This window comes from Fictibacillus nanhaiensis (genome assembly GCF_042686385.1).
In the GTDB taxonomy this organism is placed as follows: domain Bacteria; phylum Bacillota; class Bacilli; order Bacillales; family Fictibacillaceae; genus Fictibacillus; species Fictibacillus nanhaiensis.
Genome location: NZ_JBHUPF010000006.1, coordinates 1779682 through 1799198 on the forward strand (window position 1 = coordinate 1779682; position 19517 = coordinate 1799198).

Sequence of the window (19517 nt, forward strand, 5' to 3'; positions counted from 1 at the left end):
AATGGCGAAATTAGTGTTTAAGAGAGACAGTCAGTTTATGAACAAGATGAGAAAGTTTGATATCTACTTGAACGAGAGCAAGACAGAACAGATCAAGGACGGAGAAACGAAACAACTGGACGTAGCACCTGGCGAGTATATCGTGAAGATGCAGATCGACTGGGTAGAGAGTGCTACTCATAAGATTCAGATTGGTGCAGATGACACCGTTCATTTTCAGTGTGGAAGCCGATTGAAGGGCATGAAGATCTTGAAAGCCTCTTCCGCTTTAAACACAGTAGATGAGTACATCTATTTAGAAAAGAAGTAAGGTGAAAGAGGAGGGGTTTCAATGAAAAGACTGCAGCATCTGCTTTATGGATTTATTGTAGGTATTGTGTTTCTAGCACTGGGATTAGTAGATGTTGAGCGATTTGGTCCGTTTCGTGATCTGATATATTTTATCAATACCATATTGTTTTATATAGGTTACGGTGTTGTAGTCGTGCTCGGAATCTGGATCTTGCTCAAAGTCATGGAAGAACTTCAGAAATAATTACCAAAGGAGCAAGTGTAGTGGATAGCAGGATACAAGCATTCGTCGATCAAGCCAAAACAACGTTCGGACTAGAAAACTACTATTTACATCATCATAGTCTATGGCGGGACGTGAACTACTTCAACGAAACGAGTTACACACTTTGTTTGGAGTGGTTTCCGAATGGAACGGAGTCCGATGAAGATGGTTCGAACCCAGAAGGTACAGCGGTCATTGAATACAACGTAAACACCGGAAAATTAAAGAATGCGATCTTTGTTATGGGTGAGACTTATGCACAAGATGGGATCACGTTTAATGGTGGAACGGAGGAAGTCATTAAGTGGATCGAACAAGAAACCGGATTAACATATAACGAGCAGTTCCAACTACATAAAGAAACAGAAGATGAAATAGAATGTAGCGCTATTATAGACGGAATTCCAGTTTCGCCATCTGCCAACATTGAAGTGAAATGGAATGCAAAGCAACAGCTGACTTTCTTTTCGGTTCATGGAGAGTTTCCGACAGGTGATCAGGTAATACGTGAAACCTATATTCTTTCATTAGAGGAAGCGGAACACATTGCTAAGGAACAAGTGAAAAGACTAGAATTTCCGTCCTTTGAATATAAGAAATTATTTGCCGTGTATGCGGTGGAAGAGATCTACATAAGAAACAAAGATCAGATGACCAAACCGTTTGAAATGCTTCAAGATGGTGGGACTTCTAAAAAAGTGAATCACATATTGCAGTGGAACGAGCCAATTTCTGGAGCTTTTGAGCGTAAAGAAATCGATTTGCAAGAAGAGATTACCTTAGATGAAGCCTTTTCCTGCACACCTTCTCCAACCACGCGACCTATTACGGAGGAAGATGAGAAGAAGTGTGTGGAAGCAGTAGAACGATTTTTGCGGCAGGAATACCCGGAAGACTCTGGGATATGGCGTGTGACAACTCTACATCGAGACAAAAAGTTTCTAGTTGCGACACTCAGAACGAATCAACATGAAACACGAGTCTTTGAAAGAAAACTTTCGGTATTCCTTAATCCCGATACCATGGACGTTGTGAACTACATCGATAACCAGTTCATGTTAGAGATGTATGATTCCTTTGAAGCATCTGATGGTGTAACGGTCACACAAGACGAAGCGTATGAAAAATTGAAAGGTTTGTTTGAGCTCCAGCCATTTTATGTGTATGACGATGAAGAGAAGCAGTATATTCTATGCGGGAAATTGGACTGTCATCATGGAGTGAACGCTGAGACTGGTGAAGTGGTTTTGTTGGATGATCTAAGATAAGATATTCGCGTCAATCATTGGAGATGAGATTGAAGTGGACGTTATATAAACTGGAATAATTCAGAAATGATATTGAATATTCGAATGAGAAGTGGCTGATAAAATAATATCTGCGAGAACAATCACAGTTAAATTATGAAGGAGTTTCTAACATGAAAAGATATTTGGTCTCTATTGGCTTGGCATTAATCGCCATAGGGTTGTTCGTATATTGGTACGGGACAAAATAGCAGTCTATCGCTGTGGATGAGGTGTGTAAATGATCAAGTTTTCCGGAACTCCCGTTTTAGAAACAGACCGATTACTTCTTCGTCCTTTGAAACAATCCGAAACTCAAAGCATATTTGACAATTGGCTTTCAGACGAACGGGTAGCAGACAATCGAGTGAACGCTGCTCACACGAGTGTTGCTCAAACAGAAGAGCGGCTAAAAAAGATCGTCAGTCAGTATGAAGATCAGGAATTTTGTTATTGGGGCATTGAGTTGAAAGAAACAGGTGAACTGATTGGAGAAATCGATCTGTACGATTTTGATTGCTCGACAGATAACTGTGAGGTAAGCTATTCGCTTGGATTCAAGTGGTGGAATCATGGATATGGAACCGAGGCGCTACAAGCTGTAGTAGAGTTTGGCTTTCGACAGATGAACATCCATAAGGTCTCTGCTGCACATAACACCGACAATCCTGCTTCTGGAAGGATAATGGCCAAAGTTGGAATGAAACAAGAAGGCGTAATCCGTCACATGATTCGCAATGCGAAGAATCAGTATAAGGACTGTTCGGTGTATGGAATTCTTCGAGAAGATTATCTCATATAAGAGGAGGATAAATATGGTTAATGTAAAAGAATTAAATCATGTTTTTGATTACAAAAAAGCTATCACTACGACAATAGATGATGTATTACATAAATTCACTCGAGATAATAGTGGTTCGATAAAGACGATTGGTCCCCATAGCCAACTATTAATAATCACGCAAAATGCTTATATCCAAGGTAAGATTAATCACTTTACTCATGAAGAGGAAGAAAACAATAAGTACTTCTTTTCAGAGGGATTAACAGAACTGGGGAGCAGACTTGAAAGCTTGCCAGAAACGATGACCGCTCTGAATCTAACGGCACCACTTCATCTGAAAGATGTAACTATTAGTCCAATTATCAATCCAGATCAAAAGAGAGAGTTAGACGAAATGATCTTGTTTACTGACCAAATCTTAGGGCTATCCATCATATAATGACCACATTTGTAGTTAATCTTCAAACGTGTTTGGAGGGAAATACTTGAGTGACAAACAGAATAACGCCAAACGCTGGAAGAGTTTTATCCTATTTTCGGTTGTGGTTGGGTTAATTGTTGGTTTCTTTTCAGTTGTGTCTGATCACTCTCCGTACTTTGGAGAGGGTTCCAACGTTTCTGCAACTGAAACGATCATGTCTTATCTAGCAAGCATGATCAATTCTTTACCGATGTGGTTTATCATTGCAATGATTGTAGGTTATTTGTATGGAAGTAACCTTATAGAAGGCATTTTATTCGGCGCTATCTACACGACAATAGCGATAACCTTTTATTTTATTTTGGGTAGCATTTATGAAGAAACAACGATGGCCTTGTCTTCTAAAGAGATAATTACTGTATTTATCACGTGGTATGGAGCGTCAATCATAGGGGGCTGTATCGGTGGAGCTGCAGGATTCTTAGTCAAGAAGACACCGTATGTTTTACTAGTTTTACCTTTGGGATTGACGCTACAACTATACTTACACGGTTTAAGAAGTTGGAGTAATGTTGTAGGCATTGCTCAAAACCTTACCTTTTGTATGATGATTATTTTATCATTATGGCTATTTGTCTCAAAAAGGAAAAAGTATCATTCAACCTATGATGTTCAAAAATAAAAAAGACAGACTTTTATGAGAATAGGAAGAGGCTGAAGCTGATTATGAATTATAATCAGCTTTTTTGTTGTTCACTCTGTATCGTCTGTTGCTTCTCCAACTTCTTAACTCTGTGGAGCACTTGAAATAGAATCGTCGTAATAAAACTGAGTTGAACAAATAGAAAAATTCCGATGAAGAAGGCGGTATCCATTGATCCTCCTCCTAAACTTAACAAAAACATGAGAGCAAAAAATACGATAATTCCTCCGAAAATATTTGCCATGAACACAAACACCCAGTTGTCCATTTCTATTTCTCCTCTAACCAAAATTCCATATTTTAACTTTAAGCTTTTATATGTTGATTTTAAAGAACAATCTTTTCTAAATGATGTATTTTTTTCCTAACTATCTTGATATAATTTAGTTCTTAGAGAAATGCAAAGCCTTCGTTTAAAATCTTTAAACGGTGTTGCTGATCGGCTTTCTCATCTTGTGGAAACTGGTTTACCTGTAAGGGGCCAGTTCTGGGTTCAACCCCTAAATGAAGCCACTCAAAGGCTTGAGGAAAGAACAATTCTGTAGGGAAGACCTCCATTGTTCTTTCCATGTCTGTTGGGTGGTTTCATAGTTTTATAAGAAGGAGAGAACTGTATGATCTCATTTTTAGAATCTCTTGTCGTAATGGGATTTGTGTTTATTGTTGTTTTTGCTGTTCTAGCGGTTGGAAAGAAATTCTTTGCTTCGGTTACGGTGTACGAGTATGAACGTGGTGTGAAGTTTAAACATGGGGCCTTTCAAGAGATTATAGGCTCAGGCAAACATAAATATTCTCCAGCTTCTACAGAGATCATGGTTTTTGACATGCGGCCGACAATTCTGCAGTTGAACGGGCAAGAATTACTAACGGCTGATCAACTTAGTGTAAAGATTAGTGTCGCGGTAAAATATCAGATTACAGATCCACAAATTCTGATCTCTGAATATGAAGATTATGAAGAGCATGTGTACATGAACGTGCAGCTCAAACTGCGTGATGTTGTTTCTTCGTTACAATTAGATGATCTGTTATGGAAGCGGAATGAAGTAAATGATTCGCTTCAACAACTTCTTGTTGAAAATACGTTTGCTGGATTATCCATCCTCTCAGTAGACATAAAAGATATTATGTTATCTGCGGAATTAAAAAAGGCATTCCTTGAAGTAATTAAAGCGAAAAAAGAAGCTCAGTCTTCATTAGAAAGAGCAAGAGGAGAAGCAGCAACACTAAGAAGTTTAGCGAATACAGCTAAAATGCTGGAGAACAACCCAGAGCTAGCAAAGCTTCGCCTATTGAACACGATTGAAAACTCGAAAGGCAATACGTTTGTAGTGGATATGGCAAATAGTACACATAGCATTAAAGAGCAATCCAACGAGTAACAAAGAACGTGCATTTCTTCTAGAAGGAGAAGTGCACTTTTTTATGGAAAGAGTTAGTAGATGATGTGAGGAGTGGTTAATATGAATCATCCGTTAGAAGCGGGATTGAAAAGAATCTTACAAGAAGCATTTGAAGGACCACCAAAGCCAGTGACTGTAAGCTATTTTACGAATACAAAATCAGACTCAGGCATTTTTGGAGGTTTGTCGCATCTAACTGCTGCTGATGCATCCAAACAAATCTATGGTACATCACTCGCAGCTCATACCGATCATGTCCGATATCATATGTGGGGAACCAATGAATGGTTGTATGAAGGAACATTTCCTACAATGGATTGGAACAAAAGCTGGGGAATTCAAAGAGTTAGCGAGGATGAGTGGCTTTCCATTCAAGAAGGATTGAAGAATGAATACCACCGTCTTTTAAAAAAGATTGATCATATACAATGGACTGACGACTTGGCAAATGAATTAGTAGGTTCGTTGGCACATTCTGCATATCACCTTGGCGCGATTCAACAGATGTTAAAAACGATGAAAGATCAGGTGAAATAAAATGTATATCACCGTAATCGTAATCATAGTTATCGTGATTTTTACTTTGCTAGGCATTGATGTGCAACTTAGAAAGAACAATAAACAAAATGAAGAAATCATAGAGTTGTTGAAAGAAATCAATGAAAATATGAAGTGATTTTGAAGTTTATTATGGAGATTAAAGTTCAAGCTGAAATCTATCGTTTAGGCATTCCTGTTAAGCAAAGCAGTTATTGTTGGGATGGATTTTTAAGTGGTGAATGTGTAGATTACGCTGAACCTTTTATGATGAATGAGATAAAAGCGATTACCGTTTCACCGGGTGAAAACATTGCCATATCGTATAATCGCAAACCTATAAAAGTATTAGAAGAAGTTAGAGTGTGGAAAAAAGGTCAATCAGATTCTAGAACGGCTAGAGTACAACAATAAAGTAACCCATCAACGTTTCGTCAGATGGGTTACCTGTATGTTTCTTATCATTATTTTTTCTTCCGTTTTTCCATTTCCTTTTTAACCAAAGGAACAACTTTGTCTTTAATTCCTTGTTGTACTTTCGGATTGCTGAGCACTTTTTTGATTTGTTCTTTCATTTAGCAAACCCCCTAGAAGAATGATAATCCTATATTTCCCCTGTAGATCGACCTGTTAAACGTGTATGTAGGTATCTTAAATATGAAAAGCTGCCCAGAAAGGCAGCTTTTTTCTTAACCGATTCTCTTTTTGTTTTTCTTGCTCTTACGTGCTTTCTTGCAAGCCAATAATCCATCTAATACTTTAATGAAACTACTCAAAGAAGACACCCCCATCTATCTCATGTTGAGAAAAGAATAAGGATCTCAACAATCCCTATTCTCTATATCTTATGAAAGCTTGTCTGATTGGTATGGACATTTATAATGATACTTGTAAATATGACTGTAGAAGGATTATTTCAATGTCTATAGAAAGTAGTGCTATATGCTTTTGTTAATAAGTGGAGGTGCTCTCTATGGATGAAAATCTTCGTAAAGTGAAACAGCGTATTGATAAACGGTTAGAAGAATACGATGAACAGAATCAAACGAACCCTCCTTTTAACGACGCCATGGATCATTATGGAAAGATCGAAGGTTATCCTACTCAGAACCTGTCCAAAGTGAACATACAAGGCTTTCCGTTGCCTATCCGTATTCTAGGGTACTTTTTCCTTGGAACGATGGGTGTGGGGATGATTATGGTTCTACTTTTAACCCTGTTTAAATAAATCATATTTAAAAACTATGGTGAGGTGTTCTCATTTTGGATAAACGTGTTCAATTTGACTTTGAGATCGATTTTTCGAATGGTGGAGGATTGCAGGGTCAAGAATTCCGTCTGGATCTTCACGGTGATGATATTTCTGATGAAGAGCTAGCGAAGTATATTGTTGAGGACATGAGGCTGCTGATGGTTGGGGAAGTCAGAATTCTTAACAAGAAAATCATTGAGGAGAAGCATAAACGGAAATTGTGATTGAGAAAAAGGGTGTCCATTACTGTACAACAGATTGGACACCTTTTCTATTGTAGCCTTATCCCTCTGAATCATAAACAGCATGATTGCAACTAGAGACGACCCGAAAACTATTTCATGAAGTTAGCTTTTTTAAAAGGAATTAATCTGTTTTCATAGAAATGATATAAGTTGATTCATGAAAAGAAGGATGAGGGGGCTGCGTCATGTCAAAGAGTATATTGAATCCAAAAGTAGATGAGTTTCTAAAAGGAGCGAAATCGTGGAAAGAAGAGTTTGAGCAGTTACGACGGATCGCCTTAGACTGTGGCCTCACGGAAGATTTCAAATGGATGCATCCGTGTTATACGTTAAATGGTAAGAATGTGGTTTTAATTCATGGGTTCAAAGAATATTGCGCTCTATTGTTTCATAAAGGTGTGTTGTTGAAGGACGAAAAGAAGATTCTGATTCAACAAACAGAGAACGTACAATCAGCCCGCCAAATTCGTTTTACGAATGTTCAAGACATTTTAGATAGGGAAAGCACGCTTAAAGCGTATATTCATGAAGCGATCGAAGTTGAAAAATCAGGAATCACGGTGCAATTAAAGAAAACGGCTGATTACTCTATACCCGTTGAATTCCAGAACAAGATGGAAGATATTATAGAATTAAAAGAGGCGTTTGAAGCCTTAACACCTGGTCGGCAAAAAGCGTATATCCGCTATTTTGCAGAAGCAAAACAATCTAAAACGCGAGAATCACGTATTGAAAAGTATATGGACCAAATCCTTGATGGTAAAGGGTTGAATGATTGCACGTGCGGGTTATCCAAACGAATGCCGAACTGCGATGGTTCACATAAAAGTATCCGATAACAAGGCAATGGAGTATAAGATGTGAAGGAGACTAAAATGTGTAAGTGGAAGACAAGATTAATATCCACAACAAGAGGAACATTTGAAGTATTCATAAAAGGTAAAGGGCAACCGATCTGCGTGACTCATCACTACTCAGAGTTTAATGATTCTGGTGATTACTTTGCGGACTCGTTTACTGATCATTTTCAGGTGTATCTTGTTAATCTGAAAGAAGCAGGGAATACGTCTAAGGCAAATGAACCTCACGAGTTGAGCATGTTTGACGCGGTGTATGATTTAGAAGCAATTAGAGAGAAATTGGGTTTTTCTGTATGGACGTATGCGGGACACTCTACAGGAGGCATGATCGGATTGTTATACGGCATCCACTTTTCTTCGTCCCTATCTTCTCTGATTATTGTCGCATCAGCAGCTAGAAAATATGCGAATTCTTCTCCAGCTTGTATTTATCATGAGGAGCACCCGAAATTCGGTTTCATGCAGGAACTGATTGAAACACTTAAGAATCCTGATTTGTCGCCAGTCGAGAGGGCAAGCGTTTCAAAAGAAAGAACAAAACTTTCTCTATATAAACCAGAGAAATATGAAGAGTATTTCTCCTTACCGATTACGAAGAAAATGTCGGCAACTCGCATGAATTTTTTTATTAGAGAAGAAATGATATTCGATGTGACGAGGCAACTACAAAACATAACGATGCCTACCTTGATAATGGGCGGAGTGCATGACGTTCAGTGTCCGATATCTTTTTCAGAAGAAATGAATGAAGAGATCTCACATTCTACTTTTGTTCGTTTTAATGAAAGTAATCACTATCCATTTCTAGAACAAGCACATTCGTTTAAAAAAGAAGTTCAGAAATTTATGTATAAAGTTTAGGAGAGTAGATATGTACATACATATGCCACCGAACTACACATGTCCCTTTTGTTTAGTCGTACAAGGGGTTGAGGACCACAACAATAAACTGGTTCAGAGCAAGCAACAGGATATTGTTTATCAGGATGAGTATGTAACGGCGCTCATCGCAACGTTATGGTGGCCGAATAACAAAGGTCATGTGATCATCATCCCTAATCGTCATTATGAAAATATCTTTGATCTGCCACTCGACATCGCCGCTCACATTCATAGAGTGGCTCAGCAAGTGTCTTTTGCTCTGAAAGATTGCTACACGTGCGATGGCATCTCTACAAGGCAGCATAACGAACCAGGTGGGAGCCAGGATGTATGGCATTATCACCTTCATGTGTACCCGCGGTATTTTAACGACAATCTATATCTCACCCATGGTAGTCTTAGCGATCCAGAGGAACGTGCAGGTTATGCTGCAAAACTTAGAGCTTGGTTTCAAGCACACAACACATACATCAAACAAAGTATATAAAGGATGTCATTCATGAATACACATAACAACTTAAAAGAAATTGAAGCTTATCTATTAAAGAAATACGATTGCCACACCATCATTTTGTACGGATCTTATAGTCGTGGAGATTATACAGAAGAAAGCGATGTAGATCTTATCTGCTTTTCAGATTCCGTTATCGAGGATACGAATGAGGTGGAATTTATTGAAGGAAAGCAGTTAGATGCGTGGATTTATCCTACTGAAAAAATGAAGCTCTCTGAACCGTTTCTGCGTGTACATGGGGGAGAAATTTGGATCAACAAGAAAGGGCTAGCAGAAGCCTTTTTAGTTGGCATTCAAAAAACTGTTGAGCAAGGTCCGAAAAAATTAACTCATGAGGAAAAAGACTTCTTGAAAAGTTGGCTTAAAAAGATGCATGTGAGATCTGCTAAAAACGATTTAGAAGGAAACTATCGCTTTCATTGGATGTTAAAAGACAGTTTAGAGATCTATTTTGAATTGAAAGGTGAGTGGTTTTTAGGTCCCAAAGTGTCATTTCAATGGTTGAAAGAGAATGATCCTAAAGCTTTTGATCTTTTTAACCGTGCACTATCAACGAATGCAAAGGATAAAAGTTCTAAAGAATTAATTAATTATCTTTGTGAGTTGTAAAAGTGAGAGAAGATTACGAGTTTAGAAATACTAACGGGTATAATTTTGTTGATTTTATTTACGTGACCGAAGAAAAGCTTGAGAATTTCGGTCCACTTGCTGGCTCCTTTGCTGTCATCAAATGTGAGGGTAAATTCCTTATGGGCTTTAACTCTTTACGACGACAGTGGGAGTTGCCTGCAGGAAAGAGAGAAGCGGGTGAAACACCAAAGGAATGTGCAGTTAGAGAGCTATTGGAGGAAACAGGACAAAGGGTTACAGAACTGAGTTTAGTAGGTTTAGTCGTTTCAAAACATATAGGGAATGGATCTATTAAACGAAACCCTGTTTATTTTTCTGAAGTCGCACAGCTGCAGCGGTTTGTAGAGAATGCTGAAAACACAATGATCATGCTTTGGGATTTGGAAGAACAGATTGGTAGAGTGGATGCACTAGACCTTAAAATATTAGAGTGTATGACTGGGACCTCAACTCATAGCTAGACTACTAAAAATCACCTATCCATCTTTGTTAAGAAGAATGGATAGGTGATTTTCGTTTTACTTTAGACAGTAGCTTTTTCTATGTCTGACTTTATTTCTTGAAACCATTTTAAGTTTACTAAATGGTGAGAACGAGAATTTTCGTTCATACGTCGAAAATAATCAATCTTGCCAGGTGATTCCTTATGATTCGCTAAGTATTCATCAAGAAGAGCAATTCTGGTTTCAGTTTGATCTATCTGGGATTGGATACATTCCAATAATTTATTTGTATCAAATACATCTGCAAATAGTAACGTCCCATAGATTGGTAATTTTACATATTCAGATTTCGTTCCATATTTGGTCATTAAATGATCAAATTCTTCTAAGCCTAAAGACGTGATTTTAAAGGTGTGAACTTCACGACCGTTGTTCGATTGTGTTTGATGTGTTTGTTCAATCCAACCTTTTTCTTCAAGTTGCTGCAAATTGTAATAAAATGATCCTTTTGTAAAGTTAACGATATATTGATAATGTCGTTTTTCCATTAAACTTAATAGTTCGTATCCATGAGCGCCAGGGTTTTGTATAAGTAAGCCAAGAATTAGTAAGGGAATCAAGATTGCATCACCTTCGCCATTTGGGCTTCAAATTCAGCGTATGAGATTTTCCCCAGAGCTAAATTCATACTGTGAATATAAATTTGTTCGGTTTTCGAATAGTTATTGTTTATTTTTAGGGATTGATCCTCATCCTTTAGGGGCTCCAAGATATGACACTTTTTCGAAAATGCTTCAAAATAACGAAAACCAAATTTCCGTTGGGAAACAGCATTTAAATGAATACCATCCGGATTGGAAGTTAAACCTTCTGCCGATACAAAATAACAATTTTGCTGCTCATGAGCAAATCGTCGTAATTGTTTGTTGATCTCCTGAAACTCTGATGAGTACTTTCCAAAACCTGTTTTTCCTAAGAAATCGCCAAGCTCACCAATCATTAATGGAACTTGTTGAAGATTTAATTCTTTACGTAAAGTTTCAATGATCAGAGATAGCTTTTCGTAGTACGTTTCATGTAGAGAATGATGGCTATCACTTTCTCCTTGATGCCAAAGTATGCCACAAATTTGACTGCTTTCAAGAGCAAATCGAGCTTCTGACAAAGCATGTTGAAAAAGAGTGCCTTGTGGATGCCAATCGTCCAAGGAACTGCCACCTTCCGCACAAGGTATCAAACCAATCTCATCATCCTGGTTGGCTTTTGCAAACGCCTCTGCAAAGGATGCAGCTAGACTTACACCAGCAACAGGACGGTCATAATTAATGGGTTCTGTCATCATTTGCCACTGTCCGTTGCGCAGCATTTTTATTTTTTCATTATAGATCGGTTCTACCTCATGCAAGAACCCGCGACCTGCCATGTTTGATTGGCCCAACATTAAAAAAGATTTAATCATTTCATTTTCATTCCTTTGCATAATAGTCTAATTAGACTTGAATATTATAATAAAGTCTAATTAGACTATCGTCAACTTGCTACTGCCATTATTTTTAATATAGAAACTTTCAGCAAGTATATCCATGTGTATGAGTAGGTATTTTTGGTTATTAACCGTATCAGCTAGTAGCAATTAATTTACATGCGTATAATTTTTTGAGAAAGTAGAGGTACTATAAATAATATGTAGTGAATGATGATAAAAAATAAAGAGGTAGGATAAAAATGATTGCAAAAACAGAAGAAGATTTTAGTGGTTTGAAGGAAATTGGCAAAATTATAGCATCAATTAGAGATGAATTAGTACAAAGAACAATTCCGGGCATAACGACCAAAGAACTTGATGATCTAGCCGGAGAACTTTTAGAAAAAGCTGGTGCAGTTTCAGCTCCTAAAGGTGAATATGATTTTCCAGGGTTTACGTGTATCAGTATTAATGATGAAGTGGCTCATGGTATTCCCGGTCCTCGGGTTATTGAAGAAGGGGATCTTGTAAATATCGATGTATCTGCTTCAAAGAACGGTTATTTTGCTGATACTGGAATCTCATTTGTAGTAGGACAAGGAGAAGAAGTATTAACTAGATTATGCGACGTTGCGAAAATGGCATTTGAAGCAGGTCTGAAGAAAGCTAAACCCGGTTCCAAAAAAAGCAGAATCGGAAAAGCAGTTTATGAAACAGCAAAACAGCATGGATTCACGGTTATAAAAAACCTTACAGGACACGGTGTGGGACGTAAAATACACGAAGAACCAGACCATATTTTAAACTACAATGATCCATGGGATCATGAATTATTGAAGGATGGGATGGTTATTGCATTCGAACCATTCATATCTACTTTGGAAGAAGAAGTTTTCCAAAAAGAAGACGGTTGGACCTATGCTACCGAAGAAAGTTATGTAGCTCAAGTAGAACATACAATTATCCTTACTAAAGAAGGCCCGATTATTATCACTCTTTAATTCAAGCAATGAAGTTCTTAATGTAATTGATTATTTAGACTTTCGTTTGCAGGAAAAATATTAGCTTACAACTAAAAATGTATGAATCAACACACTGTTATTCTCAAATAAACAGTGTGTTTTTTTATGGAGAAGGGTAAACTTTCTCATTTTTGAGCCAGTTCGTGGAATAAGAAAGGATTTGAATATGCCCATCTTGAATTAAGTTATTCAGCAATTGTATGAGAAAATAGATAGGATTAGGTAAGGTGAGAAAGTGATACATTTTTTGGGAACACCAACAATAGAAACGGATCGATTATTTCTAAGAAGAATCGTACTTGAAGATGCGGAAAGTATTTTTAACCATTGGCTTTCAGACGATCGAGTAATGGATAATTTAATAAAAGGAGCACACAAGTCTCTATCTGAAACAGTCGAGAGAGTAAAAGAAGTCGTAAGTAACTATGATTCTCAAGAATTTTGTTATTGGGGTATGGAACTGAAAGAAAACGGTAAGTTGATCGGAGCCATTGATCTATTCAATTTTGATCCGTTAACTGAAAATTGTGAAGTGGGTTATTTAATGGGCTATCAATGGTGGAACAAAGGGTATGGAACTGAAGCATTGAAAGCTGTTATTGAATTTGGTTTTAGGGATATGAATATCCACAAAATTTCTGCAGCTCATAATACTGACAACCCAGCCTCAGGAAAAATTATGGAGAAAGTTGGAATGAAGCAAGAAGGAACGATTAAACATATGATTCGCAATGCCAAGAATCATTATAAGGATTGTGCTGTCTTTGGTCTTCTTCAAGAAGATTATCTTGAAATGTTGACAGATAAGTAGTTTTAATTAATAGAATTGTTTTATTATGAATTTATTTATGCAATTAACGGGTGCTTTTCTCTGAGAAGGAGATCTGCACTTTTTTATTGAACTTATTGAACAAACGAAGCAGGATTGTTGAAGAAGAAATATAAGCAATCTTATAACTAAATAACACCAAATTTATTACTTGGTCTTTATGATTTATAGTGTTTTCGTTTGGATGCTGCTTCTTCTATTTTTTATAATTGAAGTAATATACGAAGTGCTAAATGATAATGCAGTATAAATTAAAATAGGAAATAAGCCAACCTCAAATATATTGAGGAAGTTTAGTAAAATTAACGTTAATCCAAATAAGATTGGTGTTACAAACATATTTTTAGTAATTAGTGTACCGACGATAGACACAACGATTGTAGTTAATGGTATAAAAATAAAAATCAATAAGAATACAATCCCAATCATATAACCACCTCATTAATTATTTTCTTGATATTATATTCGCTAATAAAAGTATGATTACCTTTACTAATATTTACAATTTTATTCTTTCTTCCGATCGGGTGCGATTGCTGTATAAGGGAGTTGTTTGGAAAGTAGTAGTAGCTTAAGAATTCATAACCAACCTAAGTAGTTATATAGAATAATAGGAAATTTATTAAAGGGAAAATAACTAACTCCAATAATAAATAAGTTCCTAAATATAATTATGATCTAGGAGAAAAAGAATGAATCATTATATTGAACGGATTAAAGAAGTCTATCCAGAACTTATCATTGAGAATGTTCTTGCTAATGATATTGGCCAGAATAACGATGTATTAATCATAAACCATTCTCTTGTATTCAGATTTCCAAAGTACGAAAAAGGAATTGTAAGATTAAAAGAAGAAGCTCAAATCTTAGATCATATCAGGGATATAATATCAATCCAAATTCCATATCCAGAATATGAGTCATTCGAGCTAAATGAACCTGGTAAAGTATTTACTGGATATCATTTAATTGAAGGTGTCCCTTTCTGGAATGAACATTTAATAAAAGTGAATCATGTGGATTCAATGAAACTTGCAAAACAACTTGTAACCTTTCTAATTGAGATTCATTCCGTATCGAAAAAAACGTTGGTTACGTCTCTAAACTTAATAGATAGTAACCCATATGAAGACATGAAAGAACTATTTTATTCTATACAGGACAAGCTTTTTCATTTTATCAATAAGAAATCTCAAAGTGAGATTACTTTTTCATTTGAGGCTTTTCTTACTCATAAAGAACCCTTAAAAACAACCCTTATACACGGAGATTTTGGAGCATCGAATATCTTATGGGACCCTAAAAGCTGTGAAATTTCAGGAATAATAGACTTTGGTGGTTCGGGTATAGGTGATCCCGCCTATGATTTTGCAGGAATACTATCAAGTTATGGTATGGATTTCTATAACAAGTGTATCAATCTTTATCCAAACGGTTCAGAAATAGCTAAGCGTGTTACATTTTATAAGCGTACATTTGCTTTACAAGAAGCATTGCATGGTTTAATAAACAACGATAATGTTGCATTTGAAAACGGGATAAAAGAGTATCGATAAAAAACACTGTTGAAATTAAATCGCTTTTCAATTCATTTAACATATGTAATAATTAGTAAAAAGAATTACTAAACGCGATGATAAGGAAAGTAAGTCAACCCTCATTTTCTTACAGAGAGCTTCGTTAGCTGAAAAGAAGCAGAAAATAGTTGATTGAAAATGGTCTTTGAGCAGCAAAGTCGACTTCAATAATGATTTAGACTTTGACGAGATTTGGCACTCGTTATAAATGTCAAAGTATAAGAGTGTTTCATTTACTCCGTACTTTTTGAGGCTAATAATGTGAGTTATTGGTAAAATAAGGTGGTAACACGAGATAAACCTCGTCCTTAGACAAATATGTCTATGGACGAGGTTTTTTTTAATATAAGGAGGAATAATTATGACCGTTTTTATTGGAGGCGCATGGCCATATGCTAATGGATCACTTCACTTAGGCCATATTGCAGCTTTATTACCAGGAGATATTTTAGCAAGGTTTTACAGACAAAAAGGGGAAAAAGTACTTTATGTTTCAGGAAGTGATTGTAATGGGACACCCATATCGATTCGTGCAAATCAAGAAAAGTCAACCATTGAAGCAATAGCAAATCGTTATCACGAAGAATTTGTTGCATGTTTTGAAAAGCTGGGTTTCTCATACGATTCGTATACACGTACAGATGCTGAACATCATCACAAGTCTGTACAGGCCATATTTTTAAAACTACTTGAAAATGGCTATCTGTATAAAAAGACGAGTGAGCAAGCTTTTTGTGAAACAGATTATCAATTTCTACCTGATCGTTTTGTAGAGGGAACATGTCCGAATTGTGGCGGTAAAGCAAGGGGAGATCAATGTGATCATTGTTCCGCTATTTTAGATCCACTTGACTTAATCGATAAGCGTTGTAAGATCTGTGGGAATAAGCCTACCATTAAAGAAACAGAGCATTTTTATTTCTCGTTTAGTCAGTTTCAGGTGAAATTAGAATCATGGGTAATAAAAGCGCAGAAGGAAAATCGATGGCGTAAAAACGCGATCTCTTTAACCACTAGATATTTAAAAGAGGGTGTTCCTGACCGAGCCGTCACACGGGATCTGCCAAATGGCGTAGATGTTCCTCTAGCGGGATATGAAGGTAAAAAAATTTATGTATGGATTGAAGCCGTTGCTGGTTATCTAACGGCAAGTAAGGAATGGGCTAATTAAACAAATGAGGATCTTGAAGATTGGTGGAACGGTGACACTATCTCTTATTATGTTCACGGAAAGGATAATATCCCCTTTCATACGATCGTTTGGCCGTCAATTCTAATGGGTATTGGTAATTCTTCTTTACCCACACGTATCATTTCAAATGAGTATTTAACGCTTGAAAACCGTAAACTTTCCACTAGTCAAAATTGGGCAGTATGGGCTCCTTACATGTTAGAGAGATATGACACTGATTCTATACGCTATTTTCTAACAATCAATGCACCTGAAAACCGAGATACAAATTTTTCGTGGCGTGAATTTGTATATAGTCATAACAGCGAATTACTTGGTGCCTATGGGAACTTTGTTAATCGTACATTAAAATTTATCCAAAAGTCATATGATGGAAAAACACCGAGTGGTAAGATAAATATAGAACTACAAGGAAGAGTAAATAGACTCTATAATGAAGCGGCTTTGTTGATTACCGACGGACAATTTAAAAAAACTATAGAGAATATTTTTGACTTTGTAAGATTTGCGAATAAATATTTTGATGAGCAGAAACCTTGGATTCAAATAAACGAAGAGCGATCTTTATGCGATGATACAATGGCAAATTGTATCTATATCATTTCGAATCTTGCACAATTGCTTCATCCTTTTCTTCCTTTTTCAAGTGAAAAGGTTAAAGGAATGTTGGGATTAAATGAATTTACATGGAAGGAGATTAACATATCTTCCATTTCACTTAAAGACATTCAACCACTCTTTAGTAGAATCGATGTAAAAAACATTCAAGAAGAAATAAATAGATTAAATGAAGGAATTTAAAATGTTAGTTAAAAAGGACAAAGTATTCTTTACACACAGATTGGTTATGAAATGAACATTTAGACAAATAGGGGAGAATATGATGGCTGAAACAATTGTACCAATGACATTTGATAAAATAGGACAATGTGTTGAATTATATATTAATGTTTTTAACAAAGAACCATGGAATGAGACCTGGACAGATCGAGATGCTAAAGAAAGACTAACGGATTTAATGCATACACCTAAATTTCATGGTTATTTACTATATGAAAACGATGCTTTAATTGGATTCATTGCCGGAAATAGTAAACAATCGTATGCAGGATTCACTTTTTATTTGGCGGAATTTTGTATTGGTACTCAAATTCAAGGAAAAGGTTACGGTTCGAAATTGCTTCTGTATTTAGAAGGTGAATTAAAGAAAAGAGACATTTCAAGTCTATATTTATTAACAGCTAACGGAGGGATTGCAGAAGCGTTCTATCTCAAAAATAACTACACCATAAATGAGAATAGGGTCGTTATAAAGAAGAATTTATAATTTGTTTACGATATCTGTATACTTCACAAATAGTTAGTTTATTGTTTTTTATTTCATATAATTCCCATGAGCACAGCCTGCTTTATGCTGAATAATTCTATATGGTAAGATCACACTTCATATAAATTTGAATAAAGAGGAGTAAGAAAAGTGAAGAAAGCTAACCTTTGTTTTATAGGTGCTGGGTTCCATGCATCCACAAATATTTACCCTTCTGCTCTTGAAGCTGGAGCGGAAATCCAAGCCATTTCTACAAGAGATCTTAATCGGTCGAAAGATGCACTTCGGCGCTTCGGAAGCAATGGAACACCGTATGATGATTATAAAGCCATGCTTAATTCTGAAGAGTGTGATGGCGTTGTAGTAGTCGCTCAACCTGAAGATCATATCTCTTTAGTCATGGACTGTATTAGAGCGGGGAAAAATGTTTATGTAGATAAACCTCTTGGAATGAATGCTGATGCTGAGGAAATCGCGAATGCTGCTAAGGAAGCAGGGGTCATGTTAATGGTAGGATTTATGAAACGCTATGCGCCCTGTTATCAGAAGTTAAAAGAATTAATCAATAGTGGTAACCTTGGACAAGCTCGCTCTTTTCAAGCAAGATTTGCTGTAGACAGCACCCCTTTTTGTAAAGACGATGAGCAGTTTATGAAGCTCGCTGCTATACATATTGTTGATCTAGTTCGCTTTTTGTTTGGTGAAGTTGTTCAAATATCCGGTTTTAAAAACAGTAACAGGGAATTTATCTCTCAGAGTATTTCATTAAAATTTGAAAATGGAGTCGTGGGTAGCCTTTATTTTACTGGAATGACAGCTTGGTCAAGGGAAAGTGAAAATGTGGCAGTAACATTCGATAATGGATTTGCGATTGCAGATGAAGTTCATACACTTACTGTGCATAAATCTCAGAACTTTGACCAACTACCTTGGAAATCACTTGCAGAGAACGATACCGTATTTACACCTTCTGCATCTCCCATGTCTGGAGGTTACAGGGATCTTTATTTGCGTGGTTTTGTTGGAGAAATGGCTCATTTTATAGAGTGTTGTAAAAATGATAGAGAAGCATCTTCGAGTGGACGTGATAATGTTCGTACGATGCGACTCTGTGATCATATACTAGCTGAACTGGATTAGGCTGAAAGAAAGTCAATGAGGTAGAAGCAAGGGTAGGAGACTCTAAAGGTCCAACAAGACGTTGTTTATAAAGAAGAGAAAGTTCAATATTACATTTCTAAGAAAAGTATCGGCATCTGCCAGTACTTTTCTTTTTTATAATATTTTTAAGGAATATAAAACAAACAGTAATGATATCGTCTATATGTCTAGAGAAGGAGGGACGGTATTAATTAAAGATAGATTTCACTTTTAACAATGGGTTAAATGATCTAAGGAAATAAAACATGTTTAATTGAAACTATATTTCAATTCATACTCTAGGTAAAAAGAATTAAAACTTAAGATAGCATATTTCCCTAAAGGAGTATGGTAACTGTTTATTGAAATGATAAAAAAAGTTTAGAAGAATGAGCGTTATGGATTTATTGATATTTGTATTTATAGATAAAAATCTCAAAGATGAAGGA

Annotated in this window: 26 protein-coding genes, 1 pseudogene and 1 other annotated feature; of the genes and pseudogenes, 23 read left to right on the top strand and 4 right to left on the bottom strand. The window is 36.3% G+C overall.

Features of this window, described 5'->3' with window-relative positions; all coding sequences use genetic code 11:
• Position 1: 1 nt before the first annotated feature.
• The 6 genes from ACFS5O_RS12725 (at position 2) to ACFS5O_RS12750 (ending at position 3729) form a co-directional block, all read left to right on the top strand.
• Positions 2–310: a hypothetical protein gene (locus tag ACFS5O_RS12725; protein ID WP_205726552.1), complete on the top strand. Its 309-nt coding sequence runs from the start codon at positions 2–4 to the stop codon at positions 308–310.
• Positions 311–331: 21 nt separating this feature from the next.
• Positions 332–535, top strand: a complete 204-nt coding sequence (locus ACFS5O_RS12730; protein WP_205726551.1) for a hypothetical protein — start codon at positions 332–334, stop codon at positions 533–535.
• 20 nt (positions 536–555) lie between these two features.
• Positions 556–1824, top strand: a complete 1269-nt coding sequence (locus ACFS5O_RS12735; RefSeq protein WP_205726550.1) for a hypothetical protein — start codon at positions 556–558, stop codon at positions 1822–1824.
• Between the two features lie 259 nt (positions 1825–2083).
• Complete coding sequence (locus tag ACFS5O_RS12740) at positions 2084–2644, top strand: GNAT family N-acetyltransferase (RefSeq protein ID WP_205726549.1); 561 nt, start codon at positions 2084–2086, stop codon at positions 2642–2644.
• Between the two features lie 13 nt (positions 2645–2657).
• Positions 2658–3065 (top strand): hypothetical protein, encoded by a 408-nt coding sequence (locus ACFS5O_RS12745; protein ID WP_205726548.1) that lies wholly within the window; start codon positions 2658–2660, stop codon positions 3063–3065.
• Positions 3066–3111: 46 nt separating this feature from the next.
• The gene (locus ACFS5O_RS12750; RefSeq protein ID WP_205726547.1) at positions 3112–3729 is read left to right on the top strand and encodes a hypothetical protein; all 618 of its coding nucleotides are present in this window, start codon (positions 3112–3114) and stop codon (positions 3727–3729) included.
• A gap of 55 nt (positions 3730–3784) precedes the next feature.
• Here the strand turns inward: ACFS5O_RS12750 and ACFS5O_RS12755 are convergent, their stop codons facing one another.
• Positions 3785–4018, bottom strand: coding sequence for a hypothetical protein (locus ACFS5O_RS12755; RefSeq protein WP_066395267.1), 234 nt, complete (start codon positions 4016–4018; stop codon positions 3785–3787).
• 346 nt (positions 4019–4364) lie between these two features.
• Here ACFS5O_RS12755 and ACFS5O_RS12760 point away from each other — a divergent pair, with 346 nt between their 5' ends.
• The 11 genes from ACFS5O_RS12760 (at position 4365) to ACFS5O_RS12810 (ending at position 10534) form a co-directional block, all read left to right on the top strand.
• Positions 4365–5132, top strand: coding sequence for a slipin family protein (locus ACFS5O_RS12760; RefSeq protein ID WP_205726546.1), 768 nt, complete (start codon positions 4365–4367; stop codon positions 5130–5132).
• A gap of 81 nt (positions 5133–5213) precedes the next feature.
• The gene (locus ACFS5O_RS12765; protein WP_205726545.1) at positions 5214–5690 is read left to right on the top strand and encodes a hypothetical protein; all 477 of its coding nucleotides are present in this window, start codon (positions 5214–5216) and stop codon (positions 5688–5690) included.
• A gap of 1 nt (position 5691) precedes the next feature.
• Positions 5692–5829 (top strand): hypothetical protein, encoded by a 138-nt coding sequence (locus ACFS5O_RS12770; RefSeq protein ID WP_205726544.1) that lies wholly within the window; start codon positions 5692–5694, stop codon positions 5827–5829.
• A gap of 14 nt (positions 5830–5843) precedes the next feature.
• On the top strand, positions 5844–6104 hold the full coding sequence (locus ACFS5O_RS12775; protein ID WP_205726543.1) for a hypothetical protein: 261 nt from the start codon (positions 5844–5846) through the stop codon (positions 6102–6104).
• Between the two features lie 559 nt (positions 6105–6663).
• Positions 6664–6918 (top strand): hypothetical protein, encoded by a 255-nt coding sequence (locus ACFS5O_RS12780; RefSeq protein WP_318300228.1) that lies wholly within the window; start codon positions 6664–6666, stop codon positions 6916–6918.
• A 35-nt stretch (positions 6919–6953) separates the two neighbouring features.
• Positions 6954–7166 carry a cyclase gene (locus ACFS5O_RS12785; protein ID WP_205726542.1) on the top strand — a complete coding sequence of 71 codons (213 nt, stop codon included), beginning with the start codon at positions 6954–6956 and terminating at the stop codon, positions 7164–7166.
• A 206-nt stretch (positions 7167–7372) separates the two neighbouring features.
• Positions 7373–8026 (top strand): DUF1801 domain-containing protein, encoded by a 654-nt coding sequence (locus tag ACFS5O_RS12790; protein WP_205726541.1) that lies wholly within the window; start codon positions 7373–7375, stop codon positions 8024–8026.
• Between the two features lie 36 nt (positions 8027–8062).
• Complete coding sequence (locus ACFS5O_RS12795) at positions 8063–8908, top strand: alpha/beta fold hydrolase (RefSeq protein ID WP_205726540.1); 846 nt, start codon at positions 8063–8065, stop codon at positions 8906–8908.
• A gap of 10 nt (positions 8909–8918) precedes the next feature.
• Complete coding sequence (locus tag ACFS5O_RS12800) at positions 8919–9416, top strand: HIT family protein (protein ID WP_318300227.1); 498 nt, start codon at positions 8919–8921, stop codon at positions 9414–9416.
• A 12-nt stretch (positions 9417–9428) separates the two neighbouring features.
• Complete coding sequence (locus ACFS5O_RS12805) at positions 9429–10052, top strand: nucleotidyltransferase domain-containing protein (RefSeq protein WP_205726539.1); 624 nt, start codon at positions 9429–9431, stop codon at positions 10050–10052.
• Positions 10053–10054: 2 nt separating this feature from the next.
• Entirely contained in the window at positions 10055–10534 is a 480-nt protein-coding gene (locus tag ACFS5O_RS12810) for an NUDIX domain-containing protein (protein ID WP_205726538.1), read from the top strand.
• 62 nt (positions 10535–10596) lie between these two features.
• On the opposite strand, the gene ACFS5O_RS12815 is transcribed toward ACFS5O_RS12810, so the two are convergent.
• Both ACFS5O_RS12815 and ACFS5O_RS12820 read right to left on the bottom strand, forming a co-directional pair.
• On the bottom strand, positions 10597–11136 hold the full coding sequence (locus ACFS5O_RS12815; protein ID WP_205726537.1) for a PadR family transcriptional regulator: 540 nt from the start codon (positions 11134–11136) through the stop codon (positions 10597–10599).
• Positions 11133–11975, bottom strand: coding sequence for a sialate O-acetylesterase (locus tag ACFS5O_RS12820; protein ID WP_205726536.1), 843 nt, complete (start codon positions 11973–11975; stop codon positions 11133–11135). The genes ACFS5O_RS12815 and ACFS5O_RS12820 overlap by 4 nt, the downstream gene beginning before the upstream one ends.
• A 266-nt stretch (positions 11976–12241) precedes the next feature.
• On the opposite strand from ACFS5O_RS12820, the gene map reads away from it, so the two are divergent.
• Together map and ACFS5O_RS12830 are read left to right on the top strand one after the other, a co-directional pair.
• Entirely contained in the window at positions 12242–12982 is a 741-nt protein-coding gene (gene map / locus ACFS5O_RS12825) for a type I methionyl aminopeptidase (protein WP_205726535.1), read from the top strand.
• A 256-nt stretch (positions 12983–13238) separates the two neighbouring features.
• Positions 13239–13814, top strand: a complete 576-nt coding sequence (locus ACFS5O_RS12830; RefSeq protein ID WP_205726534.1) for a GNAT family N-acetyltransferase — start codon at positions 13239–13241, stop codon at positions 13812–13814.
• 183 nt (positions 13815–13997) lie between these two features.
• On the opposite strand, the gene ACFS5O_RS12835 is transcribed toward ACFS5O_RS12830, so the two are convergent.
• Complete coding sequence (locus ACFS5O_RS12835) at positions 13998–14261, bottom strand: DUF2651 family protein (protein ID WP_205726533.1); 264 nt, start codon at positions 14259–14261, stop codon at positions 13998–14000.
• 263 nt (positions 14262–14524) lie between these two features.
• Between ACFS5O_RS12835 and ACFS5O_RS12840 the strand changes: the two genes are divergently transcribed.
• The 4 genes and pseudogenes from ACFS5O_RS12840 (at position 14525) to ACFS5O_RS12855 (ending at position 19068) form a co-directional block, all read left to right on the top strand.
• Positions 14525–15388, top strand: a complete 864-nt coding sequence (locus tag ACFS5O_RS12840) for a phosphotransferase family protein (protein WP_205726532.1) — start codon at positions 14525–14527, stop codon at positions 15386–15388.
• Between the two features lie 68 nt (positions 15389–15456).
• Positions 15457–15722 (top strand) — a binding site (T-box leader).
• A gap of 48 nt (positions 15723–15770) precedes the next feature.
• A pseudogene (gene metG / locus ACFS5O_RS12845) lies at positions 15771–17402 on the top strand (methionine--tRNA ligase).
• An 82-nt stretch (positions 17403–17484) separates the two neighbouring features.
• Entirely contained in the window at positions 17485–17928 is a 444-nt protein-coding gene (locus tag ACFS5O_RS12850; RefSeq protein WP_205726531.1) for a GNAT family N-acetyltransferase, read from the top strand.
• Between the two features lie 150 nt (positions 17929–18078).
• Entirely contained in the window at positions 18079–19068 is a 990-nt protein-coding gene (locus tag ACFS5O_RS12855; RefSeq protein ID WP_205726530.1) for a Gfo/Idh/MocA family protein, read from the top strand.
• The last annotated feature ends 449 nt before the right edge of the window (positions 19069–19517 follow it).

Excerpts from the sequence above, each read along its gene's own strand:
- ACFS5O_RS12760 (WP_205726546.1), top strand. The coding sequence starts at position 4,365 with ATGATCTCATTTTTAGAATCTCTTGTCGTAATGGGATTTGTGTTTATT.
- map (WP_205726535.1), top strand. The coding sequence starts at position 12,242 with ATGATTGCAAAAACAGAAGAAGATTTTAGTGGTTTGAAGGAAATTGGC.
- ACFS5O_RS12755 (WP_066395267.1), bottom strand. The coding sequence starts at position 4,018 with ATGGACAACTGGGTGTTTGTGTTCATGGCAAATATTTTCGGAGGAATT.
- ACFS5O_RS12765 (WP_205726545.1), top strand. The coding sequence starts at position 5,214 with ATGAATCATCCGTTAGAAGCGGGATTGAAAAGAATCTTACAAGAAGCA.
- ACFS5O_RS12795 (WP_205726540.1), top strand. The coding sequence starts at position 8,063 with ATGTGTAAGTGGAAGACAAGATTAATATCCACAACAAGAGGAACATTT.
- ACFS5O_RS12840 (WP_205726532.1), top strand. The coding sequence starts at position 14,525 with ATGAATCATTATATTGAACGGATTAAAGAAGTCTATCCAGAACTTATC.
- ACFS5O_RS12770 (WP_205726544.1), top strand. The coding sequence starts at position 5,692 with ATGTATATCACCGTAATCGTAATCATAGTTATCGTGATTTTTACTTTG.
- ACFS5O_RS12745 (WP_205726548.1), top strand. The coding sequence starts at position 2,658 with ATGGTTAATGTAAAAGAATTAAATCATGTTTTTGATTACAAAAAAGCT.
- ACFS5O_RS12820 (WP_205726536.1), bottom strand. The coding sequence starts at position 11,975 with ATGATTAAATCTTTTTTAATGTTGGGCCAATCAAACATGGCAGGTCGC.
- ACFS5O_RS12780 (WP_318300228.1), top strand. The coding sequence starts at position 6,664 with ATGGATGAAAATCTTCGTAAAGTGAAACAGCGTATTGATAAACGGTTA.
- ACFS5O_RS12790 (WP_205726541.1), top strand. The coding sequence starts at position 7,373 with ATGTCAAAGAGTATATTGAATCCAAAAGTAGATGAGTTTCTAAAAGGA.
- ACFS5O_RS12850 (WP_205726531.1), top strand. The coding sequence starts at position 17,485 with ATGGCTGAAACAATTGTACCAATGACATTTGATAAAATAGGACAATGT.
- ACFS5O_RS12730 (WP_205726551.1), top strand. The coding sequence starts at position 332 with ATGAAAAGACTGCAGCATCTGCTTTATGGATTTATTGTAGGTATTGTG.
- ACFS5O_RS12740 (WP_205726549.1), top strand. The coding sequence starts at position 2,084 with ATGATCAAGTTTTCCGGAACTCCCGTTTTAGAAACAGACCGATTACTT.
- ACFS5O_RS12725 (WP_205726552.1), top strand. The coding sequence starts at position 2 with ATGGCGAAATTAGTGTTTAAGAGAGACAGTCAGTTTATGAACAAGATG.
- ACFS5O_RS12805 (WP_205726539.1), top strand. The coding sequence starts at position 9,429 with ATGAATACACATAACAACTTAAAAGAAATTGAAGCTTATCTATTAAAG.
- ACFS5O_RS12835 (WP_205726533.1), bottom strand. The coding sequence starts at position 14,261 with ATGATTGGGATTGTATTCTTATTGATTTTTATTTTTATACCATTAACT.
- ACFS5O_RS12800 (WP_318300227.1), top strand. The coding sequence starts at position 8,919 with ATGTACATACATATGCCACCGAACTACACATGTCCCTTTTGTTTAGTC.
- ACFS5O_RS12775 (WP_205726543.1), top strand. The coding sequence starts at position 5,844 with ATGGAGATTAAAGTTCAAGCTGAAATCTATCGTTTAGGCATTCCTGTT.